Source organism: Achromobacter sp. 18P8.1.1 (assembly GCF_057799415.1).
On sequence record NZ_JBYOKH010000050.1, the window covers coordinates 1 to 22,118 of the forward strand.

19 protein-coding genes are annotated in these 22,118 nt (G+C 65.0%); 11 read left to right on the forward strand and 8 right to left on the reverse strand.

Annotated elements, in window-relative coordinates; all coding sequences use genetic code 11:
• From AC27VE_RS24650 to AC27VE_RS24670, 5 genes are all read left to right on the forward strand, one after another.
• Window positions 1-172 (forward strand): DUF3613 domain-containing protein (locus AC27VE_RS24650; RefSeq protein ID WP_488705283.1); only part of this gene is annotated, 172 nt, incomplete at its 5' end.
• Window positions 173-202: 30 nt separating this feature from the next.
• Window positions 203-2,311: a Tad domain-containing protein gene (locus AC27VE_RS24655; RefSeq protein WP_488705256.1), complete on the forward strand. Its 2,109-nt coding sequence runs from the start codon at window positions 203-205 to the stop codon at window positions 2,309-2,311.
• 40 nt (window positions 2,312-2,351) lie between these two features.
• A complete protein-coding gene (locus AC27VE_RS24660) occupies window positions 2,352-3,752 on the forward strand; it encodes a sigma 54-interacting transcriptional regulator (RefSeq protein ID WP_488705257.1) in 1,401 nt (466 codons plus the stop codon).
• A gap of 117 nt (window positions 3,753-3,869) precedes the next feature.
• Window positions 3,870-4,583 (forward strand): DUF2968 domain-containing protein, encoded by a 714-nt coding sequence (locus AC27VE_RS24665; protein ID WP_488705258.1) that lies wholly within the window; start codon window positions 3,870-3,872, stop codon window positions 4,581-4,583.
• A gap of 135 nt (window positions 4,584-4,718) precedes the next feature.
• Window positions 4,719-5,177 (forward strand): DUF1178 family protein, encoded by a 459-nt coding sequence (locus AC27VE_RS24670; protein WP_488705259.1) that lies wholly within the window; start codon window positions 4,719-4,721, stop codon window positions 5,175-5,177.
• A gap of 70 nt (window positions 5,178-5,247) precedes the next feature.
• On the opposite strand, the gene efp is transcribed toward AC27VE_RS24670, so the two are convergent.
• The 3 genes from efp to AC27VE_RS24685 form a co-directional block, all read right to left on the reverse strand.
• On the reverse strand, window positions 5,248-5,808 hold the full coding sequence (efp, locus tag AC27VE_RS24675; protein WP_006225610.1) for an elongation factor P: 561 nt from the start codon (window positions 5,806-5,808) through the stop codon (window positions 5,248-5,250).
• Window positions 5,809-6,008: 200 nt separating this feature from the next.
• Window positions 6,009-7,121, reverse strand: coding sequence for an elongation factor P maturation arginine rhamnosyltransferase EarP (earP, locus tag AC27VE_RS24680; protein WP_488705260.1), 1,113 nt, complete (start codon window positions 7,119-7,121; stop codon window positions 6,009-6,011).
• A gap of 7 nt (window positions 7,122-7,128) precedes the next feature.
• The gene (locus AC27VE_RS24685) at window positions 7,129-8,331 is read right to left on the reverse strand and encodes a DUF2863 family protein (protein ID WP_088589027.1); all 1,203 of its coding nucleotides are present in this window, start codon (window positions 8,329-8,331) and stop codon (window positions 7,129-7,131) included.
• A gap of 242 nt (window positions 8,332-8,573) precedes the next feature.
• Between AC27VE_RS24685 and AC27VE_RS24690 the strand changes: the two genes are divergently transcribed.
• The gene (locus AC27VE_RS24690) at window positions 8,574-9,350 is read left to right on the forward strand and encodes a DODA-type extradiol aromatic ring-opening family dioxygenase (protein ID WP_488705261.1); all 777 of its coding nucleotides are present in this window, start codon (window positions 8,574-8,576) and stop codon (window positions 9,348-9,350) included.
• Window positions 9,351-9,432: 82 nt separating this feature from the next.
• Here the strand turns inward: AC27VE_RS24690 and acnA are convergent, their stop codons facing one another.
• Together acnA and AC27VE_RS24700 are read right to left on the reverse strand one after the other, a co-directional pair.
• Window positions 9,433-12,138, reverse strand: a complete 2,706-nt coding sequence (acnA, locus tag AC27VE_RS24695) for an aconitate hydratase AcnA (RefSeq protein WP_088589025.1) — start codon at window positions 12,136-12,138, stop codon at window positions 9,433-9,435.
• Between the two features lie 309 nt (window positions 12,139-12,447).
• Window positions 12,448-13,377, reverse strand: a complete 930-nt coding sequence (locus AC27VE_RS24700; RefSeq protein ID WP_488705262.1) for a LysR family transcriptional regulator — start codon at window positions 13,375-13,377, stop codon at window positions 12,448-12,450.
• Window positions 13,378-13,537: 160 nt separating this feature from the next.
• On the opposite strand from AC27VE_RS24700, the gene AC27VE_RS24705 reads away from it, so the two are divergent.
• From AC27VE_RS24705 to AC27VE_RS24725, 5 genes are all read left to right on the forward strand, one after another.
• Window positions 13,538-14,425 (forward strand): SDR family oxidoreductase, encoded by an 888-nt coding sequence (locus tag AC27VE_RS24705; RefSeq protein ID WP_488705284.1) that lies wholly within the window; start codon window positions 13,538-13,540, stop codon window positions 14,423-14,425.
• Window positions 14,422-15,924, forward strand: a complete 1,503-nt coding sequence (locus tag AC27VE_RS24710) for an AMP-binding protein (RefSeq protein ID WP_488705263.1) — start codon at window positions 14,422-14,424, stop codon at window positions 15,922-15,924. Before AC27VE_RS24705 ends, AC27VE_RS24710 begins: the two co-directional genes overlap by 4 nt.
• Before the next feature lie 97 nt (window positions 15,925-16,021).
• Entirely contained in the window at window positions 16,022-17,005 is a 984-nt protein-coding gene (locus AC27VE_RS24715; protein WP_424624870.1) for a Bug family tripartite tricarboxylate transporter substrate binding protein, read from the forward strand.
• Window positions 17,006-17,165: 160 nt separating this feature from the next.
• A complete protein-coding gene (locus tag AC27VE_RS24720; protein WP_488705264.1) occupies window positions 17,166-18,080 on the forward strand; it encodes a pirin family protein in 915 nt (304 codons plus the stop codon).
• Between the two features lie 254 nt (window positions 18,081-18,334).
• Window positions 18,335-20,551 (forward strand): TonB-dependent receptor, encoded by a 2,217-nt coding sequence (locus tag AC27VE_RS24725; protein ID WP_488705265.1) that lies wholly within the window; start codon window positions 18,335-18,337, stop codon window positions 20,549-20,551.
• A 76-nt stretch (window positions 20,552-20,627) separates the two neighbouring features.
• Here the strand turns inward: AC27VE_RS24725 and AC27VE_RS24730 are convergent, their stop codons facing one another.
• The 3 genes from AC27VE_RS24730 to AC27VE_RS24740 all read right to left on the reverse strand — a co-directional run bounded on the left by AC27VE_RS24730 (window position 20,628) and on the right by AC27VE_RS24740 (window position 21,909).
• On the reverse strand, window positions 20,628-20,912 hold the full coding sequence (locus AC27VE_RS24730) for a helix-turn-helix domain-containing protein (RefSeq protein ID WP_427956169.1): 285 nt from the start codon (window positions 20,910-20,912) through the stop codon (window positions 20,628-20,630).
• The gene (locus AC27VE_RS24735; RefSeq protein WP_488705266.1) at window positions 20,909-21,247 is read right to left on the reverse strand and encodes a type II toxin-antitoxin system RelE/ParE family toxin; all 339 of its coding nucleotides are present in this window, start codon (window positions 21,245-21,247) and stop codon (window positions 20,909-20,911) included. The genes AC27VE_RS24730 and AC27VE_RS24735 overlap by 4 nt, the downstream gene beginning before the upstream one ends.
• Before the next feature lie 62 nt (window positions 21,248-21,309).
• Window positions 21,310-21,909, reverse strand: a complete 600-nt coding sequence (locus AC27VE_RS24740) for a transglycosylase SLT domain-containing protein (RefSeq protein ID WP_280026772.1) — start codon at window positions 21,907-21,909, stop codon at window positions 21,310-21,312.
• Window positions 21,910-22,118 lie beyond the last annotated feature (209 nt).

Below are 22,118 nucleotides of genomic sequence, written 5' to 3' on the forward strand. Positions count from 1 at the left end.
CGATGTCACGCGCGGGTTGCTGGCGGCGCAGGCCGACGGCCGCCGCGCCGGGGGCGCGCTGCCCATCCTGGGGCCCGTGTCTACCGCGGCCTGGAACCGTTACGTAGACAGCTTCACGCATCCGATTCCGGAATGGTTCCAGAAACGCGTGGAAACCAAGAACACCAATTAAGGCTCGGACAGGAGCCGGAGGCGCCAGATCATGCCAGCCGCCCCAATGCGTTATGCCTCATTGCCACGTCAGCGCGGCAGCATCACCGTGGCCGTCGTGTTCGCGGTGCTGGTGGGGCTGGTGCTGCTTGGCGTGGCGCACCTTGCCTACAGCTTCTATATGAAGCGCGAGATGCAGAAGGGGGCGGACCTGGCGGCTTTATCGGCAGTCCAGGTACTGAGCATGGGGGCGGCCGCGGACTGCACGCGGGCTGTGGCCGCCGGGCGGACGTCGGCGTTGGCCAATGTGCCCAGCTTTTTCGATACCTTCACGGCAGCCGATGTGACGGTTGAGTGCAAGGTCTGGGATTCCACCCGGACCGACCCGTCCGGCATGCATATCTTCGATCCCACCAGCGGGCAGTCCTTCAATGCGGTGCGCGTCACCGTGAGCAAGCGCCTTACGAGCATCATTCCCAATTTTTCGAGCGGCGCAAGCGGCGGCACGCAAGTCACGACCACGGCGGTGGCCACGAACACGCGTCCCGTCGCGGCATTCATGGTGGGCTCACGTCTGCTGCGCTTGCAGCGCGGCGGCCTGCTGTCGCAGTTGCTGGCGACCGTCGGCGCAACGCCCGCCCAATTGGATGTGCTGGATGCCGCAGGGCTGGCCAGCGTCAACATCACGCCTTCGGGGCTGCTGAAAGCCCTGGGTTTGCCCTTGTCGGTGGCAACCGGGGTCGGCACGCCTGCGGAGCTGGCTGCGGTCAATAACCTGACGTTGGGGCAATTGCTGAACGCCACGTTGACCGTGGTGAACCAGAGCGGTACCGCCAGCGCCGGCATCGGGCTGATCAACAACGCCATCAATACGGTGTTGGCGGTGATGCCGCTGAACCTGCCGGTCAAGCTGTTTGGCAACGGCGGCGTGCTGAACCTGTCCGTCGTGGGGGGAGACGCCACGGGTGCCTTGGCAGCGAACGTCAACGCCTTGAATCTGCTTGAAACCGCGTTGGTCGTCGCCAATGGGCAGAACCTGATCAACCTGGGGCTGAGCGTGCCGCTGTTGGGTGTGGACGCGCGCGTGCGGGTCGTGGAGCCGCCCACGCTCGCGGTCGGAGGCATCGGCACCCAGGCGACGAGCGCGGGCATCCGCGTCTACCTGCGCGTGAACACCAGCAACATCCCGCTGGTGGGGCCGCTGCTGGCCAATACGCTGGGCACGAAGGTCGACCTGCCCATCATCATCGATGTGGCGCAGTCCACCGGCACCCTGACCAATCTGTGCCAGGCGCCGTTGACGCCGTCGCAGGCCACGATCGCCGTGACCTCATCCGTGGCGAACGTCTGCTTGGGAACCTTTCCCGGCATGACGTCCAACATCGACCAGAACGCCGCGCATTTCGTGTCGCTGACCAACAGTTGCCAACCCAGCTCCTTTGCTGCCATCCAGCGCCATCAGGTTTTGAATGTGCTGGGTATCCTGCCGCTGACCGCCAAGGTCACATTGCCTGTTTTCAATTCGGCCGCGCCGGTGTCCGTGACGCTGACCGAACCGCCCGGGACCCCGTCGACGCAGACCGTCACCGCGACGTCCATCAATCTGGGCGCGTTGGCGTCCAACCTGTCGGATGCCTTGATCGGCGGCATCCTGGGCGATCTTTTCAATACCGGCACGCCCCTCACGCCGGCCGAACGCACCGCGCTGGCGACGGATCTGGTGGGCGGTGGGGGCAGCAACGCCGGCAACTCCATCACGCAGGTGGTCAATAACCTGCAATGGTCCACCACCGCCCTGAACCAGCTGAGCGCGCGCTTGACCACCGGCGGCTTGACGGGCGTGCTGGGCGGCACCTTGCAGTTGGTCGGCAATATCCTGAGTTCGCTGTTGCTGGCGCCTGTCAATGATGTGGTCTGCGCGTTGGGCATTACCCCGAGCGCCATCCGCACGTGCCGCATCAACTCGGTGGCCACGATGGCGCTTAGCGGCAGCTCGCAGGTTGGTGGGGTGTTGTCCATCGTCGTGAACCTGCTGCAGCCCGTGCTGGCGCCGTTGTCGGGGCTGCTGCAACAGCTGCTTGACGTGCTTGGCCTGAGCGTGGGCCAGACCGATGTGTCGCTGCTGTCCGTTGATTGCGGCCAACCCCGTTTGGTGTTCTGAGGATGCCTGTGATTTTTGCCCGTTTCTTGCTGTCCAAGCCATGACCCAGAAATTCGCCCGCGACGAGTTCGACGTGTACGTGTGGGAAGGCACTTCCGATATTGCCTCCCGGGCGGAACGCTGCCTGGCCGGCATGGATGTGTCGCTGGTGCGGGCGGACGCCGGCACCGCGTTTCCGCCGCCGCGCGATCCGACGCGTCCGGCCGTGGCGCTGGTGTCCGTGTCGGTGATGGGCGACAACCGGTTCAGCGGCTACGACTGGCTGGCGGTGCAGGCGCTGCCGGTGATCTGGGTCGCGGCCGAATCCCGGGGGCGCGATTCGCGCTATTACCCGCCTGAATATTCCTACACGCTGCCGTTGGCGTTCACGACGGCGGACTTACGCAAGCTGCTGTTCGAATTGCTGGGAACGCTGGACCAGTTCAACCGTACCGCGCCCAAGCGCGAACAGCCCTTGATCGCGGTGTCTGAGCCGATGCGCGCGCTGCTGGCCGAAGCCGAGATGTTCGCCGACTGCCGCAGCAACGCGCTGATCCACGGCGAAACGGGCGTCGGCAAAGAGCGCATCGCCCGGCTCCTGCATGATCGGGCGGAATGGTCGGACGGCCCGTTCGTGGCGGTCAATTGCGGCGCCATTCCGGAAGGCCTGTTCGAAGCCCATTTCTTCGGCCACGCCAAGGGCGCCTTTACCGGCGCGGTCGGCGCCCACAAAGGGTATTTCGAGCAGGCCAACGGCGGCACGCTGTTCCTGGATGAAATCGGTGATTTGCCCTTGTACCAGCAGGTCAAGCTGCTGCGGGTACTGGAGCAGAGCGCGGTTACGCGCCTGGGTTCCACGGTGGAGATCCCGGTGGATTTCCGTTTGGTCGCTGCCACCAACAAGGATCTGCGGGTGCTGGTGGGCCAGGACGAGTTCCGGGCGGACTTGTATTACCGCCTGGCCGTGATCGAACTGCGTATTCCGAACCTGGAACAGCGGGGGGCGGAAGAGAAGATCGCGATTTTCCGCGCCTTGCTGGAGCGCCTGGGTGGCGAGGGCGACCCGCCGGACTGGCTGCTGGAGCGCGTGGCGCGCACCCGCTACGCCGGCAACGTGCGCGAACTGTCCAACGTGGCCGAGCGCGTGGCCATCATGCGCCGGCAGTTCAAGAGCTGGGACCAGGCGCGCATCGAGCGCATTTTTGATCAGATCGCCGAGCCACTGCGCGCCGCAGGCACGCTGGGCACGGCCAGCACGCTGTGCGAACCGCCTGTCTTCACCGATGCCGAGCGCGCCGAGCGCGCCCGCATCCTGGCCGCGCTGGACGTCAACGGCTGGCGCCGCCAGGACACCGCCAATACCTTGGGCATCAGCCGCAAGGTGCTCTGGGAAAAGATGCGCAAACTGCATCTGGGGGGCGGCCAGGGCGAAACGGCGGAAGGGACGGTCGAGGCATCCTGATCATGCAATAGGGAAAGGCCCGTACGGGGCCACAAATTTGCTTGCGGCGAATGTAAGTGGGTCTGCCGTGAGCGAAATAAATTGCTATAGTTCCGCAACGATTTTTTTGGGGAAGGCATGAACGTCCAATTTATCCGTGCCGCCACTCGCATGGCGCTGTTAGGCACGGCACTGTCCGGCCTGGCGGCTTGCGCCAGCGCGCAATCCGAAGCGCCACGGCCCACGGTTAAGCAGGTCGAGGACAAGCCGGCCGCATCCACCCCGGTGACGCCGCCGCCCGCCGCCGCGCCCACGGCTGCCGCCCGGCCGTCGTCCACCGTGGCCGAATTGCAAGGCCTGATCCAGAACCGCCAGGTTTCCGAACTGCGTACCGCCTATAACGGCACGTACGGCGCCAGCCTGCTGTTCAAGCCGGACGACCTGACCTATTACGTTGCCTTGTTCCAACAGAAAGACTTCTGGCGTGTGCTGAAGACTGTGTCGGAAAAGCAGGCGGAAGCCACGTACCGCGCGTTCACCACGCAATCCGCGGACCTGGCCGAAGTGGACATCAAGCGCATCAAGCTGCAAGCCGAATACGCGAACGCCGAAAAGCTGTTGGCCAGCCGCAGCGCGCAGCTCAGCACCTTGCAGGCCGACCGCACGCTGCGCATGCAGCAGGAAGAGCAGGTCGCCGCCCGTCAGGAGCAGTCGCGCCAGGAAACCACGGCATTGGCTGATCAGCAAAAGGACGTGCGCCAGCAACTGCGCGATCTGCAGCGCCAGATCGATTCGTTGCAGGCTCAGCAGGCGCAAATCGACGCCAGCCCGGCCGCCAAGCGCGGCAAGTAAGCGGCGCCAATCGCCAGGACGGGCCTTCGGGCCCGTTTTTACTTGGAGGCTGCCCTATCCCCGCCTGAGGCGGGGGGATGGCGCCCGCCACGGGCGGATTCTTGTATTCTGGCTGCTGGACCCCATATAGCAACCATGGCTCTCAAAGTTTTCGACCTCCAGTGCGAGCACAGCCACATTTTTGAAGGCTGGTTCGGATCGCACGATGACTATGACGCGCAGCAGGCGCGTGGCTTGGTCACGTGCCCCGTCTGCGGGTCGGCCAGCATCACCAAACGCCTGTCTGCGCCGCGTCTGAACGTCTCCCACTTGCATGCGCCGGCCCAACCGCCCGCCGTGCCGGCTGGCGCGTCGGACGCCGAGAAAATGGCCACGTTGCAGGCCGTCGTGATGAAGCAGGTGCGCGCGCTGCTGCGCAATACCGAAAACGTGGGGCCGCGTTTCGCCGAAGAGGCGCGCCGCATCCATGAGGGCGACGCCGACGAGCGTCCCATCCGCGGCACGGCCACGCCCGAAGAGCGCGAAGCGCTGGCCGACGATGGCATCGAAGTCATGGCGGTGCCCGACTTCCTGGACGATGAGCGTTTGCAGTAGAAGCTGTCGGCAATATGGGCAAAAAAAAGCCAGACCGGAAGGTCTGGCTTTTTTGTACCTGCTGGCCGGATCAGTTGTTGACGCGGCTGCGGTATTCGTTCGTGCGGGTGTCGATTTCGATCTTGTCGCCGATGGCGCAGAACAGCGGCACGTTCAGTTCGTAGCCGGTGTTGATCTTGGCCGGCTTGGTGACCTTGCCCGACGTATCGCCACGGACGGCGGGTTCGGTGTAGGTGATTTCGCGAACGAGCGTGGTGGGCAGTTCAACCGAGATGGCGCGGCCGTCGTAGAAGACCACTTCCACGGGCATCGCTTCTTCCAGGTAGTTCAGGGCATCGCCCATGCTTTCGGCTTCGATTTCGTACTGGTTGTACTCTTCGTCCATGAAGACGTACATCGGGTCGCCGAAGTAGGAGTAGGTGCACTCCTTGCGATCCAGCTGGACGACTTCGAACTTTTCGTCGGCCTTGTAGACCGATTCGCTGGCCGAGGCGGTCAAGAGGTTCTTGAACTTCAGCTTCACAACAGCAGCGTTACGGCCAGACTTGTTGTATTCGGCTTTCTGGACCACGAGGGGATCCTTGCCGACCATGACCACGTTGCCGACTCGCAATTCCTGAGCGGTTTTCATCGATAAAACTCCGGGGGTGATGGGTGCACTCGCCGTGCTTGCAAAAAGCCGCTGCCGCGATAGACACGGACAAAAGAAAGGGGTCGGAAGACAGGCCGTAAGACCCAGCAAAAGACCCTGCTTGCGGTTTCATGCACACCCCGGGAGGCGTTCATTGTTGAGGCCCGACAAATCCAGGGCGACTCAGAAAACTCTCTATTCTAACGTTTCTTGGCCAAGTCTGCGCAAAAGTCCGCCAGATTTTCAGCCAGATCCGGCTGGCTGGCTTGGGTGGCATTCCATTGCCGGGCGGCGGCACACCACGCTTGCCAGGCGTCAGGCGCCAGGGCTTGGGCAGTGGCTGCAGCCGTCTGCGCGGTTTCGGGCTGGTTCCACGCCCGGATCAGCGCATGCGCAGAATCGGGGGCCGGATAGCGGGCCAGCCAGGACTCCAGCTTTTCCAGATGGACGTTCTCGTCTTGCGGGTAGATCTGCCACACGAGCGGGCGCGCCGCCCAGGCCGCGCGGATGAAGGAGTCTTCGCCGCGCACGAAGTTCAGGTCCGCGCACCAGAGCAGGCGGTCAAAATCCGGCTGGGCCACGAAGGGCAGGCGCGCTAGAAGGGGGGAGCCGGGCGCGGCGCACGCGGCTTCGAGGCCAGGGGCCACGCCCTCGGGAACCAGCAGCACGCTGGGTTGCGCGTTGGCCGCCAACGCCTGGACCAGCGCGTCGACCGGCGCCGTGGGATAGCAAAACAGGGACACTGTGCGGGCGCCGTAGCGGCGACGCAACAACAGGGCTTCGTCCACGCCCAGCGATCGCAGAAACGCGTTCTGCAGGTCCATGGACGCCTGCAAGGCGTTGCGCTCGGCATCCAGCCCGGGTTCCCGTAACAGGCCACCCGTGGCAGGCGTGAAGCCGGGGAAGAAAAAATGCTTCACCATCCCGTCCGGCCGCTGCGACGGCAGGCCGTGGCAGCTTTCCACCCAGGCCTCGGCACTCAGGTATTCCAGATTGATCCAGACCGGATGCACGCGTCGCATGCTGTCCACGAACGCCGGCGGGGGATCGCAGGCGAAGGCTTCGATGACGACGTCGCGCGCGGTCAGGGCCGGGTCCGGCGCATCAGACCAATGCACGATGTCCACACCGCCCAGCTGTTGCCGTGCCGCTTGGGGTTCGATGCCGGGCTGGATGCGTGCAAAGCTGGCCAGGTCGTCCACCCACAGGCGGATATCCCAACCGCGGCCTTGCGAGAGCCGGCGCGCCAGCCGCCAGCAGACGCCGATGTCGCCGTAGTTGTCGACGACCCGGCAAAAGATGTCTGCTTGCATGGCGGCTTTAGTGGAACTTGGCGGGCGCGGCTTCGGCGTCTTCGGGCAGTTCGGCGTGCACCAGTTCGCCCAGTGGGTTCGGGAAGTAGGGCGCGCCGCAGTCTTCGCAGTATTCCGCCGGCAGCACGCCGGGGATGCGTCGCACTTCGGTCACGCCGTATTCCTTGAGCAACGCCGTGATCTCGTCGACCACGTCGGGCTGGCCTTCGTCGGACGGCAGTTCTTCCTCGCGCCCGTACAAGGGCCACACGCAGCCGTAGTAGACGTCATTGTTGTTGCGCGCCGTGAAGCCGATTCGGTATTCGTCGATGCGGCTTTCGCCGCAGCCGGCCACGACCGCGCGCAACTGCGACGCTTCCAGGCTGACCGCGCCTTCCAGCCAGCTGATGGCCGCGCGCAACGACAAGGGACGCACCCGGCGGTCGGCTTCGCGGTTGCTGACGTAATAGGCGTCAGGCAGCAGCGCTTCGAAGCCGCAGCCCGGCATCAGGGCGGCCAGGGTGGGCTGCGCCTGCGCGGCCCACTGTTCCTGGCAGGCGTCGCGGCTGGCGTCGGCTTCGCCCATCTGTTCCTGCCAGCGGAAGATCGGCGCGTTCTCGGGCACCGCCACGGCGCCGATGATGTAGCGCGTGTCGGCCAGCATGTTCGCGGTTTCGGCTTCGGTGTTCAGGGCAGGCTTGGTGGTTTCGGCACCCAGCGCCTGCGAGCCCAGGCGTTGCAGCCATTGCCAGGTTTCGCCGAAGGTGCGGGGCATCTGGTCCACGCTGACCAGCATGGGCATCAACGCCGTGCGCGCCTGGCTGGACAGCACATGGCCATGCAGCTGGGCAAGCAGTGCCTGCTGGGCGGGCGCCGCAACGGGGCCGGTGGGAATTGCGTAACGGGTCCAGGCGACGATGGGCGCGACGATCAGCAAGACGTCGTACAGAACGCCGTTCTTTTCGATCTTCATTGATTCGGACAGGGTTTCCGCCTGTTCGATCAAGACTTCGTAGGCGCCTATGTCGCTTTGCGCGAGGTGGTCCAGGGCTGCTTCCAGCGGGGCGTCCTGCCCAGCCTTGAGCAGCTTGGGAATCGCTTCGCCAAGCTGGTTCTCCCAGAACACGTCTTCGACGCGGCTGCCCGAGCGGTTAAGCGCCTGGGCAAGCGCAACCAGGCGGGTCGCGTCACGGGTCATACGGGGAGCGGATTGGCTGCGGGATCGGGCCATAACTTCGGAGGACGTCCAGTAAGTGGTGTAACGGTGTAGTTTAACGCCCGCCGCGCGCCTCGGCATTGGGGGCGGACCCGGGCGCCCGACACGCGCGATAGCCTGGGGCGGCGGGCAGGCCATTGGCGCAGGCGCCCTGATTGATGCGCATCTGGCAACAGATCATCCCTGGGCAGGGGGTTTATTGCTGAATCGAAACGTTCGAAAATGCTTTCATCGACTTGATCTATGGAGGCATCGCCATGCGTTGGCCTACGCTTTTCGTTTCCCACGGCTCGCCCATGCTGGCAGTCGAACCCGGCTTGACCGGCCCCGTGCTGGCGGACTGGAGCCTTGCGCAAGGCCGCAAGCCCCGCGGCATCCTCGTGGTGTCTCCCCATTGGATGGGGGAGGGGTTGGCGCTGTCCACGCGTGACCAGCAGGTGGCCTGGCATGATTTCGGGGGCTTTCCGCCCGAGCTCTACACCTTGCAGTACGCCGCGCCGGGGTCACCCGAACTGGCGGCGCGAGTGCAGGCGCTGCTTGCCGAATCCGGGATCGCCGCTGACCGCGATCCGCGCCGGCCGCTGGATCACGGCGCCTGGGTACCGCTGCGCTACCTTTATCCCGAGGTCGACGTGCCAGTGGTGCAGTTGTCGCTCGACATGGGGCGAGACGCCGCGGGGCAACTGGAGCTGGGGCGCGCGCTGGCGCCCTTGCGCGACGAGGACATCCTGATCATCGGGTCCGGGTCGTTGACGCACAATCTGCGCCACGTGCGGATGCCGCAGAACGCGCCGGCCGTGCCTTACGTGCCGGCATTCCAGGACTGGTATGCACGTAATCTGGCCGAGCACAACGTGCCGGCCCTGCTGGACTGGCAGGCCCAGGCGCCTGGCGCCATGCAGGCCCATCCGCATGACGACCACCTGATGCCGCTGTACGTGGCGCTGGGGGCGGGTGGGGCATCAGCCAAGCGGCTGAACGACGAGATCTCGTACGGGGCGCTGGCGATGGACGCCTATCAGTTCGACGACTGAATCCCGCCAATTGCCTGCGTAAAAAAAGCTCCGGAACCGCAAGGTCCCGGAGCTTTTCCTATTGCGAAGGCCGCGAGCGGACTCAGGCGGCCAGCAGCTGGCGCAGCACGAAGGGCAGGATGCCGCCGTGCTGGTAGTAGTCGACCTCGATCGGGGTGTCGATGCGCAGCAGCACCGTCACGTCCTGCTTCGAACCGTCCTTGCGGGTGATAGTCAGCGTCACGTCCTGCATCGGCTTGATGCCGTTTTCCAGGCCCGAGATGTCGTAGGTCTCTTCGCCGGTGATGCCCAGCGATTGCACGCTGTCGGCGCCCTTGAACTGCAGCGGCAGCACGCCCATGCCCACCAGGTTGCTGCGGTGGATGCGTTCGAAGCTGCGGGTGATGACGGCCTTCACGCCCAGCAGCTGGGTGCCCTTGGCCGCCCAGTCGCGCGACGATCCGGTGCCGTACTCTTCGCCGCCGAACACCACGGTGGGCGTGCCGTCGGCCACGTACTTCATGGCCGCATCATAGATGGACATCTGTTCGCCGGTGGGCTGGAACAGCGTTTCGCCGCCTTCGAAGCGGCTGCCGTCCGGCAGCGACGGGATCATCAGGTTCTTGATGCGCACGTTGGCGAACGTGCCGCGCATCATGATTTCATGGTTGCCGCGGCGCGAGCCGTAGCTGTTGAAATCGGCCTTCATGACGCCATTGGCCTTGAGCCACTTCCCGGCGGGCGAGGTTTCCTTGATGGAGCCGGCGGGCGAGATGTGGTCGGTGGTGACCGAGTCGCCGAACACGCCCAGCGCGCGGGCGCCCTTGACGGCCGGCATGGCGGCCGGCGTCATGCCGAAGCCTTCGAAGAAGGGCGGCTCAGCGATGTAGGTCGATTCCGGCCAGTTGTAGGTGTCGCCGTTGACGCCCTTGATGTTCTCCCAGAGCTTGCCCGGGTTGCTCTTGACCTGGCCGTAGTTGGCTTCGAAGACCTTCGGGTCCAGCGCATGCTTCATCAGCGCTTCGACTTCTTCGGACGTGGGCCAGATGTCGCCCAGCCAGACGTCGCCGTTCTTGCCCCTGCCTACCGGTTCAGTCATCAGGTCGCGCGTGACGGTGCCGGCCAGCGCGTAGGCCACGACCAGCGGAGGCGAGGCCAGGAAGTTGGCCTTGATGTTCGGGTGGATGCGCGCTTCGAAGTTGCGGTTGCCCGACAGCACGGCCGAGCAGACGAGATCGTTGCCGGTGATGGCTTCGTTCAGGTCCGGCGTCAGGTCGCCCGCGTTGCCGATGCAGGTGGTGCAGCCGTAGGCGGCCACGTCGAAGCCCAGCTTTTCCAGATAGGGCAGGAGGCCCGTCTTGGTGAGGTAGTCGGTGACGACGCGCGATCCGGGAGCAAGCGAGGTCTTGATGTGCTTGGGCACCTTCAAACCGGCTTCCACGGCCTTCTTGGCCAGCAGGCCGGCGGCCAGCAGCACGTTGGGGTTCGACGTGTTGGTGCACGACGTGATGGCGGCGATCAGGATGTCGCCATTCTTGATCTTGGTGCCCGTGCTGGTGGTGAAGGTTTCACCCAGCTTTTCGGCGGGCTGGTTGAAGCCGTTCTCAGCGATGGGCTTGGAGAACAGGTCGATGAACGTGTTCTTGACGTTGCCGATTTCGATGCGGTCTTGCGGGCGCTTCGGGCCGGCCAGCGACGGGGCCACGGTGGACAGGTCCAGCGTCAGCAGCTTGGTGAAGTTGATGTCCTGGGCGGCCGGGATGCCAAACATCTTCTGGGCCTTGAAATAGGCTTCGAAGGCGGCGATCTCGTCTTCGGTGCGACCGGTGCCGCGGAAGTAGTCGATGGTGCGTTCGTCGACAGGGAAGAAACCCATGGTGGCGCCGTATTCCGGCGCCATGTTGCCGATGGTGGCGCGTTCGGCCACGGTCAGGCTGGCGGTGCCTTCGCCGCAGAACTCGACGAACTTGCCCACCACTTTTTCACGGCGCAGCATTTCGGTGATGGTCAGCACCAGGTCGGTGGCGGTGACGCCGCCGCGCAACTGGCCCTTGAGTTCCACGCCCACCACGTCGGGCGTCAGGAAGTACACGGGCTGGCCCAGCATGCCGGCTTCGGCTTCGATGCCGCCCACGCCCCAGCCCACCACGCCGATGCCGTTGATCATCGTGGTGTGGCTGTCGGTGCCCACCAGCGAGTCGGGATAGTAGACGTTGTTCTTCTTGTCCTGATGCACGCCGCGCGCCAGGTACTCCAGGTTGACCTGGTGGACGATGCCGAAGCCCGGAGGCACGACGCCGAAGGTGTCGAACGCCTGCATGCCCCACTTCATGAACTGGTAGCGCTCCTGGTTGCGCTTGAATTCCAGCTTCATGTTCAGGTCCAGCGCATTCTTGGTGCCGAAGTAATCGATCATGACCGAGTGGTCAACGACCAGGTCCACCGGTACCAGCGGTTCGATGCTCTTGGGGCTCTTGCCCATCTTGTCGGCCACCGAGCGCATGGCGGCGATGTCAGCCAGCAGCGGCACGCCGGTGAAGTCCTGCAGCACCACGCGGGCCACGACGAACGGGATCTCGTCTTCGCGGCGGGCATTGGCCTGCCAGTTGGCGAGCTGCTTGACGTGTTCTTCCGTGACCTTCTTGCCATCACAGTTGCGCAGCACGGATTCCAGCACGATGCGGATCGAAACCGGGAGCCGCTGCACATCGATGCCGAGGGACTTGCCCAGCGCCGGCAGCGAGTAGTACTGACAGGATTTATTGCCGATCTTGAAATTCTTGAGAGTATCGAGGGTGTTGTGCGGCATGATGGACTCCGTGGTTTTGCCTGGCTTACTGTGCCCAAGCGCAGGCGGCATTTTTTGGCGTTTTGGCGCGTTTGTCATTGTAGGGGAGACAAGCCCGTGCGCGTCCTTATGTCTTATATCTTATATAAGACTTGGGTGGCGCGTCAAAGTTCCGCCCCTGTTCCGGAAAGCGGCAGCCGGAACTGCTGCAAAACCCCTACTTTGGCGGACAAGGGCCAAGCCTGCAAGACCCCGCGGTTTTACCAAAGAAGTCCTACCGCTGCATGGCGGGGCGCGCGGGGGGCCGGCGGCTGGCGGGGCGGGGCCGTTTCAGGTCAGGAACTCGCGCAGCAGGGGCTCGAGTTCGGCCTTCAGGTAATCCACCAGCGCGCGCTGGGCGGTGGACGGGTAGGGGGTGGGCGAGGTCAGGATGAAGAGCTTGTCGCCCGGCCCTTCGGCCTTGTAGGCGGGCAGCACCTCGCGCAGCCGCCGGGCTTGCAGGTCGGGCTGCACGATGTAGGCCGGCAGCAGCGCAACGCCCGCGCCGTCGCGGGCCGCCTCGGCCAGGAACGGAAAGTATTCAGATTGCAGCCGGGGCGCCAGCTTGACTTCGTAGCTTTGCCCTTTGCGGTGCAGACGCAGCGTCGCCTGGGGCTTTGGGCCGGGCGGGCAAAGAAAATCCAGCCGTCCCAGGTCGCGCGGATGCGCGGGCGTGCCGGCGCGCTGCAAATAGGCGGGGGCGGCGCATAGGTGCCATTTCACGTCCCCCAGTTCGCGCGCCACGTAGTCCTGCGGGGGCGTCGAGACCACGCGCAGGGCCACGTCGATCTCGGACGAGATCAAATCGCTGACTCGGTTGGAAAACAGCACGCGCAGGCTCAGGCTGGGATGCGCCAGCGCGAAGCGCACCAACAGCGGGCGCAGCGCATCCAGTTCGCCCAGCCCGGTGGGCAGCGACAGGCGAACGTGGCCGGTGGGTTCGGCGCCCAGCTTCTGCAAGGCGTGGCGCGCCGATTCCACCTCGCGGGCCATGCGGGCGCCGTGCTCGTACAGCACGCTGCCCTGATGCGTGAGTTCCAGGCGGCGGGTCGTGCGCCGGATCAACTGCGCCCCGAACGCCCGCTCCAGTTTCTGCAGATTGCGGCTGACGTGGGACCGGGTGACGCCCTGGCGCGACGCCGCTTCGCTGAGCGTGCCCGCTTCGACGATGGTCACGAACAGCTGGATCAGGTTCAGGTCTAGCGTGGGCAAGGCGGACATGGGCGTCGTCGATTGTTGCCTGTGAGGAAACAGAGTTTACTCAGGGTGAAGGATTGTCGCGATATCTACGCGTTGATATTCTGGCCCTGAACCGCATCGGCACCACGCGTCCGGTGCCGGCAATTCCAACGACAACAGGAGACAAACCATGCCGCAAAGCATGTTCCGGGCGGATTTGTTCCGCGGCCAGCGCATCCTCGTTACGGGCGGGGGAACCGGGCTGGGCTACGCGATGGCCGATCAATTGGCCTCCCTGGGCGCCACCGTCCATCTGTGCGGACGCCGCTTGTCCGTGGTGGAAGAAGCCGCCGCCGCCCTGCGCGCCAGGCACGGGGGCGAGGCGCATGCCCACGCGGTGGACATCCGTGACGCGGACGAGGTCGATGCGATGGTGGAGGGGATCTGGACCACGCACGGCGGCCTGGACGGCCTGATCAACAACGCCGCCGGCAACTTCATCAGCCCGACTGAAAAGCTGTCGGCGCGCGGCTTCAACGCCATTGCCGATACGGTATTCCGCGGCACGTTCTATACGACCCAGGCCGTGGGCAAGCGCTGGATCGCCACCGGGGCGCGAGGCGCCGTCGTGTCCATCGTCGTGACGTGGGTCTGGACCGGATCGCCGTTCGTGGTGCCCTCGGCCATGTCCAAGGCCGGCATCGACGCGATGACCAAGTCCTTGGCGGTTGAATGGGGTCGGCACGGGATCCGCATGAACGCCATCGCGCCGGGTGTGATCCCCACGGAAGGCGCGACCGCGCGGCTGCGCCCCAACGGCGACGGCCAGGACGCCCTGATTCAGCAGAATCCCATGCGGCGACTGGGCACGGGGCACGATATCGGGGAACTGGCGGCCTTTCTGCTGGGGCCCGGCAACGACTGGATCAACGGCCAGACGATTGCGTTGGACGGCGGCGACTATCTGGCCAACGGCGCGTATTTCAAACAGTACTTCGAATGGACCGAGGAAGACTGGGCTGCCGCCCGCGCCGCGATCGAGGCGCGCACCGCGCAGGACAAGGCCTTGCGCGCCGGGAAGCCGGCATGAGCGGACTGATCATCGCGGGCGACCTCCAGCTTGACCGCGACGCGCTGGCCGCGCGAGGCGAGCAGGTGGCGGCGGGGCTGGCGGCCATGGGCATACGCGAAGGCGACGTGATCGCGGTGCTGCTGCGCAACGGCATGCCCTATCTGGAAATCATCCAGGCCTGCAAGCGACTGGGTTGCTACTACTGCCCGATCAATTGGCACTACACGGCCGACGAGGTGGCTTTTCTGGTGAACGACAGCGGCGCGAAGTTGTTGATCGCCGAAGACGACCTGTGGCGCCAGGTATGGGCGGCGCTGCCTGCCGGCTTGCCCGTGCTGCGGGTCATGGCCGAGGCGAACGCGGCCTTCGAGGCCAACGACTACGAGGCCTGGCGCAACGCGCAGCCCCGGTATGACGGCCCGCTGGTCGCGCCGCGCGGCCACATGGCCTATACGTCGGGCACGACGGGGCGCCCCAAGGGCGTGGTGCGCCAGCCTTTTCCGGTGGACCGGCTTGCCGAACATCTGGCGGCCGTGGAGGCTGTCGTCGAGCAGGCCTACGGCTTGCGCCAGGGGAGCCGCGCGTTGTTGCCGGCGCCGATCTACCACAGCGCGCCCAGCGTCTTCGCTCAGGTGGCGCTGCGCGTGTGCGACACGCTGGTGCTGACGCGGCGTTTCGACGCGGTCGAGGTCTTGCGCCTGATCGAGCAGCACCGCATCGATACGATCTACCTCGTGCCCATCATGTATGTGCGCCTGCTGAAGCTGGATGCGCAAACGCGGGCGTCATTCGATCTGTCTTCGCTGCGCTTCGTGGCTTCGACGGGCGCGCCCTGCGCCCCGGAACTCAAGCGCGCGATGATCGACTGGTTGGGGCCGGTCGTGCATGAAACCTACGCGTCCAGCGAAGCGGGCATGGTCACCGCGATCGATTCGCACGAAGCGCTGGCCAAACCGGGCAGCGCGGGGCGGCCCATCGGGCCGGCGCAGGTGCGCATTTACGCGGAGGATGGCTCGGTGTGCGCGCCCGGCCAGGTCGGCCGCATCTACGTACGCCAGCCGGCATATGCCGACTTCACCTACCGCAACCATCCCGAGGCGCGGCAGGCGGTCGAGCGCGATGGCCTGATCGGGCTGGGCGACCTGGGGTACGTCGACGAGGACGGCTATCTCTTCGTATGCGACCGCGAATCGGATCTGGTGATTTCGGGCGGCGTGAACATTTATCCGGCGGAAATCGAGCACCACCTGATGCAATACCCCGGCGTGGCTGATTGCGCGGTCTTTGGCGTACCGGATCCGGAGTTCGGCGAACGCCTGCTGGGCTTGGTCCAACCTGCGCCCGGGGCCGCGCTGGACCTGGAAGAGGCCATGGCTTGGCTGACCTCCCGGATCGCCCGCTACAAGGTGCCGCGCGGGCTAGAAATGCGGCAGGCGCTCCCGCGCGACGACAACGGCAAGATCGCCAAGCGCCGCCTGCGGGCGGAATTCTGGGAGGGCCACGCGCGCAAGGTGTAGCGGCCCGGTGCGGCCTTACGAAAGGCCGCCGGCGCCGTCGTCCAGTCCCTTCAGGCAGTACCCAATACAAGAGTCGGTAAAGACTCGGGAGACAAGCATGTTGCAGATGAATCGTTGGTTCGGCCGCGCCGCGGCCGCCCTGCTGGTGTGCGCCGCAGGCGCCCCGCAGGCCCTGGCGGCATTCCCCGACAGGCCCGTGAAACTGGTGGTGCCCTACACGCCTGGCGGCGCGGCGGATCAGTTGTCGCGCGTGTTGGCCGAGCGGCTGTCGCGCGAGCTTTCCCAGTCCGTCGTGGTTGAAAACAAGCCGGGCGCCAACACCATGATTGCCGCCACCCAGGTGGCGCGCGCCCAGCCCGACGGCTATACGCTGTTCCTGGCCAGCAATGCCAGCATGGTGCTTAACCCCATGCTTTATCAGAAGATTTCCTACGACGCGGCGCGCGATTTCCGCGTGCTGTCGGTGGTAGCCGAGTTGCCGCTGGTAGTCGTGGCGAACAACGAGGTGCCTGCCACGACCTGGGCGCAGTTCGTCAGCTACGCCAAGGCGCGCCCCGGCAAGTTGAACTATGCGTCGGTCGGGATCGGCAACCCTCTGCAGCTGGCGACCGAATTGCTCAAGACACGCACCGGCATCGATATTGCCCACATCCCGTACAACGGCAGCGCGCCCGCGCTCAGTTCATTGATGGCCAACGACACGCAACTGATGGTCGACGTCATCAGCACGTCCTTGCCGCTGGTGAAGGAAAACAAGATCAAGGCGCTGGCGGTGACCACGGCCGAGCGGCTGCCCGTGCTGCCGGACGTGCCCACCGTGGCTGAAAGCGGTTTTCCGGGCTTCCGCGCGGCGACGTGGTTCGGCGTTGCCGTGCCGCTGGCCACGCCGGCCGCCGAGGCCAAGGCCCTGCAGGATGCCGTGGCCCGCGTCATGGCGCAGCCGGATTTCCGGGAACGCTTCCAGACGCTGGGGCTGGTGATCCAGGCGCCGCGCGACCAGGCCGAGACCGACCGGTACGTCGCCGAAGACCGCGAACGTTGGGGCGCGGTGATCCGGGCGAACCAGATCAAGCTGGACTGAGCAGACTGGCCAGTGTCGCGGCGACTGCGGGGAAATGGGGGATTGCGCGGGTTACGCGGAACCCATAAGCTTCGCGTCAGCTAGGGCCTGTCCACGCAAAAGGGAATTTCCTTTCGCGTGTACAGGCCCTAGCGTCACTCCCTCATCAGGCAGCACTTTTTTGACTATCCATCTCAGTAGCGTCGTTGCCGGCCAGCCCCAGTCAGCGGGCGAGGCCTGCACCCTCCGCCAGTTCCTGCATACCGATTTTTCCCATAGCCCGTCGCCCGTCGTCATGGTGGATCACTTCATCATGACCGGCCCCACGGCCGCGCCCCTGCCGTACGCCGGCCTGTGCGCCGCCACGCTGCTATTGGAAGACGCCAAAGGCGTCATGCAATGCCGGGACAGCGCGGGCAACGACCATGAGGCGAGGGCGGGCGACCTGCACTGGACGGTCGCCGGCAAGGGCATCCTGCGGTCGCAGCAGCCGACGGGCCCGGCCCGCTTGAACGGGCTGCGCATCGCCTTGAACCTGCCGGACCGGTTGAAGACCCTGCCGCCGGCCGTGTCGCTGTTGCGCGCCTGGGAGATGCCGGTCATTCAGACCGACGCCGGCCGCGTCCGCGTCGTGGCGGGCAGCCACGGCGGCTGGCAGTCGCCGCTGGCCACCCCCGAGGCGCTGATGATCCTGGACGGCTGGCTGCGCCCGGGCGCGACCCAGCTGCTTCCGCTTGCGCCTGGCTGGAACGCCTGGGTCTACGCCGTGCAGGGCGAGCTGGGGGTGCGCGCCCGGCATCGTCGACATGGAGCGCCGCCCTTGCCGAAGCGGCAGGGTGGGGACCCGGATTTTGCCGTGCTCAGAGAGGGGGCCGCGTTGGCGGCATCGGCGACATCCGCCGACGATGAAGGCGTGCTGCTGCTGATGGCGGGCAAGGTGCCCGCCCATTTCGTGCTGATCGCCGGCCCCGCCGTGGACGAACCCGTTTTTCGGCACGGCCCGATCGTGATGGCGAGCCAGCGGGACTTGACTCGGGCACTGGCCGCCTATGAGGCGGGCGACTTCGGACAGTTGCGGCAGGATCAGGCGGCTTGACCCTGCCGCCGTGAGGGACGTCTGTTGCGTCGGGGCAACGAACCGTCTTTCTATATTGGGGACGTAATGATAATGATTCTCTGTTTGATAACATTTCCAGCGTAAGACCTCAAGACCCCTTGGTGAACGGGCTCGGCAAGGCCGTTCCGGCCTTCCGGTGGTACGTCTGATCAGCCGTTTTCCGTGCGTGACCCATCGGGATTTTGCGTTTCTTTGCGCAGCGACGCGCTTCTCTTGCCCCTCTCGATCCCGATATGAAAATCAGAACTCTTGCCTGCGTGGCCGCTACGCTGCCGTGCCTGGGCGTCGTCTACGGTCAAACCCCACCCCAAGCCCAACCCGCCGCGCCCAACGGCTCCGTCGTGTCGATGGAAGCCATTAAAGTCGAGGCCAGCGCCGATGCGTCGGCCGGCGGCCTGGCTGCGCCCTTTGCGGGCGGGCAGGTGGCCACGGGTGGCCGCGTCGGCGTGCTGGGCACGCAAGACAACCTGAGCACCCCGTTCAGCATCACCAGCTATACCAACGAGCTGATCCAGGACAAGCAGGCGCGCAGCGTGGGCGACGTGCTGCAGAACGACTCGGGCGTGCGCGTGGCGCGCGGCTTCGGCAACTTCCAGGAGTCCTACTTCATCCGCGGCTTCATCCTGAGTTCGGACGACGTGGCCTACAACGGGTTGTACAGCCTGCTGCCCCGCCAGTACATCGCCACCGAGCTGTTCGAACGCGTGGAAGTGCTGCGCGGCGCGTCGGCCTTCCTGACGGGCGCGACGCCTGGCGGCGGCGGCATCGGCGGCGTCATCAACCTGGTGCCCAAGCGTGCGCCGAACGAGCCGCTGACCCGTGTCACCACCGGCATTTCCAGCGGCGGCCAGTTCCAGGTGTCCACCGATATCGCCCGGCGCTTCGGTCCGGACGACAGCACGGGCATCCGCTTGAACGCGGCGCAGCGCAGCGGCGACACGGCAATCGATGACGAACATTCCCGCACCAGCCTGGTGTCGTTGGGCCTGGATTGGCGCTCGGCAGATACGCGCTTGTCGGGCGATATCGGATGGCAGGAAAACAAGCTCAAGCGCGCGCGTCCGAACGTGACGATGGGCGCAGGCGTGACCAGCGTGCCTGACGCGCCCGACGCCAGCTCCAACTATGCGCAACCGTGGTCGTATTCCAACGAGCGCGATGTGTTTGGCACCGTCCGCGCGGAACATGACTTCAGCGACAAGCTGACCGGTTGGGCCGCCTACGGTTTTCGCCGCAGCGATGAAGCGAACTCGCTGGGCAACGTGACCTTGACCAACGGCAGCACGGGCGCGGGCAATTTCTATCGCTTCGACAATACCCGCGAAGACAGCGTCAACACCGGCGAACTGGGTCTGCGCGCCAAGGTGCGCACGGGTCCCGTGGGCCATGAGTTCGTCGTGTCGGCGTCCTTCTTCGATCTGAAGAAGAAGAATGCCTACATCATGGATTACGCGAACACGTTTGCCACCAACATCTATGACCCGGTGTCTTACGACAAGCCTGCCTTCAGCGCCGGCGCGCTGCGCGGCAATGATATCGACAACCCTGCGCTGCAAGGGCGCACGCGCATGAGCAGCTATGCCCTGGGCGATACCTTGTCCTTCCTGGACGACAAGGTGCTGCTGACCCTGGGCATCCGCCACCAGCGCCTGTCGCAACGCGACTACGCCTACAACACCGGCAAGGAAAATGGCGCCTATGACGCCAGCCGCAATTCGCCTGCCGCCGGCATCGTGTTCAAGGTGGCGCCCAGCGTTTCGCTGTACGCGAACTACATTGAGGCGCTGGTTGCAGGACCGACGGCGCCCGCGAACGCCAACGGCCGGCCGGTGCCCAACGTGGGCCAGAGCCTGCAGCCATACGTGTCCAAGCAAAAGGAAATCGGCGTGAAGTACGAAGGCGACGGCCTGGGCGCCGGCCTGGCGCTCTTCTCCACGGACAAGCCGCGCGCGATGTACAACGCCAGCAACGAGCTGACCACCTCGGGCAAGGACCGCCATCAGGGCGCGGAACTGACCGTCTACGGCGAACCCGTCAAGAGCGTGCGCGTACTGGGCGGCCTGACGTGGCTGGACGCCGAGCAGCGCTCGACCGGCACGGCTTCGCTGGACGGCAACCGCGTGATCGGCGTGCCGCGCTTCCAGGCCAACATGGGCGTGGAATGGGATATTCCGGGCGTCCAGGGCCTGGCCGTGGACGGCCGCGTGGTCTACACCGGTTCGTCCTATGCGAACGATGCCAACACCCTCAAGGTGCCGGGTTGGACCCGATTCGACGCTGGCCTGCGCTACATGATGGACGTCGACGGCCACGTCGTGACCCTGCGCGCGCGCGTTGAGAACATCGCCAACCGCAACTACTGGTCGTCGGTGGGCGGCTACCCGGGCAACGGCTACCTGGTCCTGGGCGGTCCGCGCACGTTCCTGCTGTCGGCCAGCATGGACTTCTGATCGCGCCCGGCATGAGCCGGCATGCATGCAAAACCCCGGCGCCAAGCCGGGGTTTTGCATGGGACTTACCGTTTTGTCAGGCAGCTTCCCGATGGATGCGCAGTTCCACATGCAGACCGGCCGCGGCGGCCATGTTGACCAGGGCGTCCAATCCGAACAGGTTTATTTTTCCACGCATCAGGTCAGAGATGCGCGGTTGGGTGACGCCGAATAGTTGCGCCGCTTCTTGTTGGCTCATTTCTGCGTGGGCAATGTGATTCTTCAACGCCAGCATCAGCTCGGAGCGCAATTTCATGTTTTCGGCTTCGGCGGGCGTATCTTCTATCGCGTCCCACACGCTGGCATATCTTTGCTTGGTCATTGGTCCAACTCCTTCAACAAGCTCCGGTATCGCTTGATCGCCAGATCCAGGTCAGGTCTACCAGTTTTCGCCGTCTTCTTTTGAAAGCAGTGCAAGACGTAGACGGCGTCGGCCAGTTTCGCGACATAGATGACTCGGAAGGCGCCTGAGTCGTCATAAATCCGAATCTCGCGGACTCCCTGTCCGATGGTCGCCATAGGCTTCCAATCGTCCGGTTCAAGACCCCGTTGCACTTGGTCTATCTGGTGACCCGCGTTACGTCGGGCGGACAAGGGAAAGGTCCGTAGATCGTCGAGTGCCGTGCCAACGAATTCCACGGGTTTGAGGACTTTCATGGCCTGATTATACAAATTTTTGTATATTTAGCCAGACGTAGGCCTTGGCTCGTGTCCGGACGTCACCAGAACCATCCCCCCCGCGTCAGATCCGCCTCGCAGCTCTTGTACTGCGACGTGAACTTCTCCGCGCGCGCCTGCACCTTTTGCGACACCGTCTTCAGCCATGCCTTGCGGTCGTAGCTACGGTTGCGGTAGCCGGTCCAGCCCTCGTGGTAATTCAGATATTGGCCGTAGGCATCCCACTTCGATACCCCGTTGATGCGCTGCGACTTGCTCATGTACCAGCCCATGAAATCCAGCGCGTCGGCGAAGTTGTCGCGGCTGGAGCCCCAGCCGCCGGCCTCTTTCTTGTAGTCGGCCCAGGTTTCGTCCTTGGCTTGCGCATAGCCGTAGGCGGAACTGACGCGGCCCCAGGGGATGATGCCCAGGAAGTAGTAGCGGGGCGGCACGGCGTCCTGCTTGAACGAGGACTCCTGGTACATCATGGCCATCGGCACCGGGACGGGGGCGCCCCACTTCTTCTGCACTTTCAGGGCGGCGTCGTGCCAGTCCGGCTTTTCGCGGAAGATCGCGCAGATGTTCTCGGGATTGGATGGCGGCGCGGTGGCGCAACCGGCAAGCGCCAGCAGTAGCAGCGGCGGCAGCAAAAGCCGGGTCATTGGCAGGCGTCCTCCTGGATAAGGGGGGCGCAGGCGGCAAGCCGCGCCGGTTTAAGGGCCAAGTGTCACAAGGTAGCGCGATTGTATGAAAACGTATCGCCGGAAAAGTTCCGTCCCTGAAATTTTTTGGCCCGCTCGGCCTGGCATCCGTTTGCGGCGGACAAAGAAAAACGGCCGCGGATCGCTCCGGGGCCGTCGTGCAGGCTGGA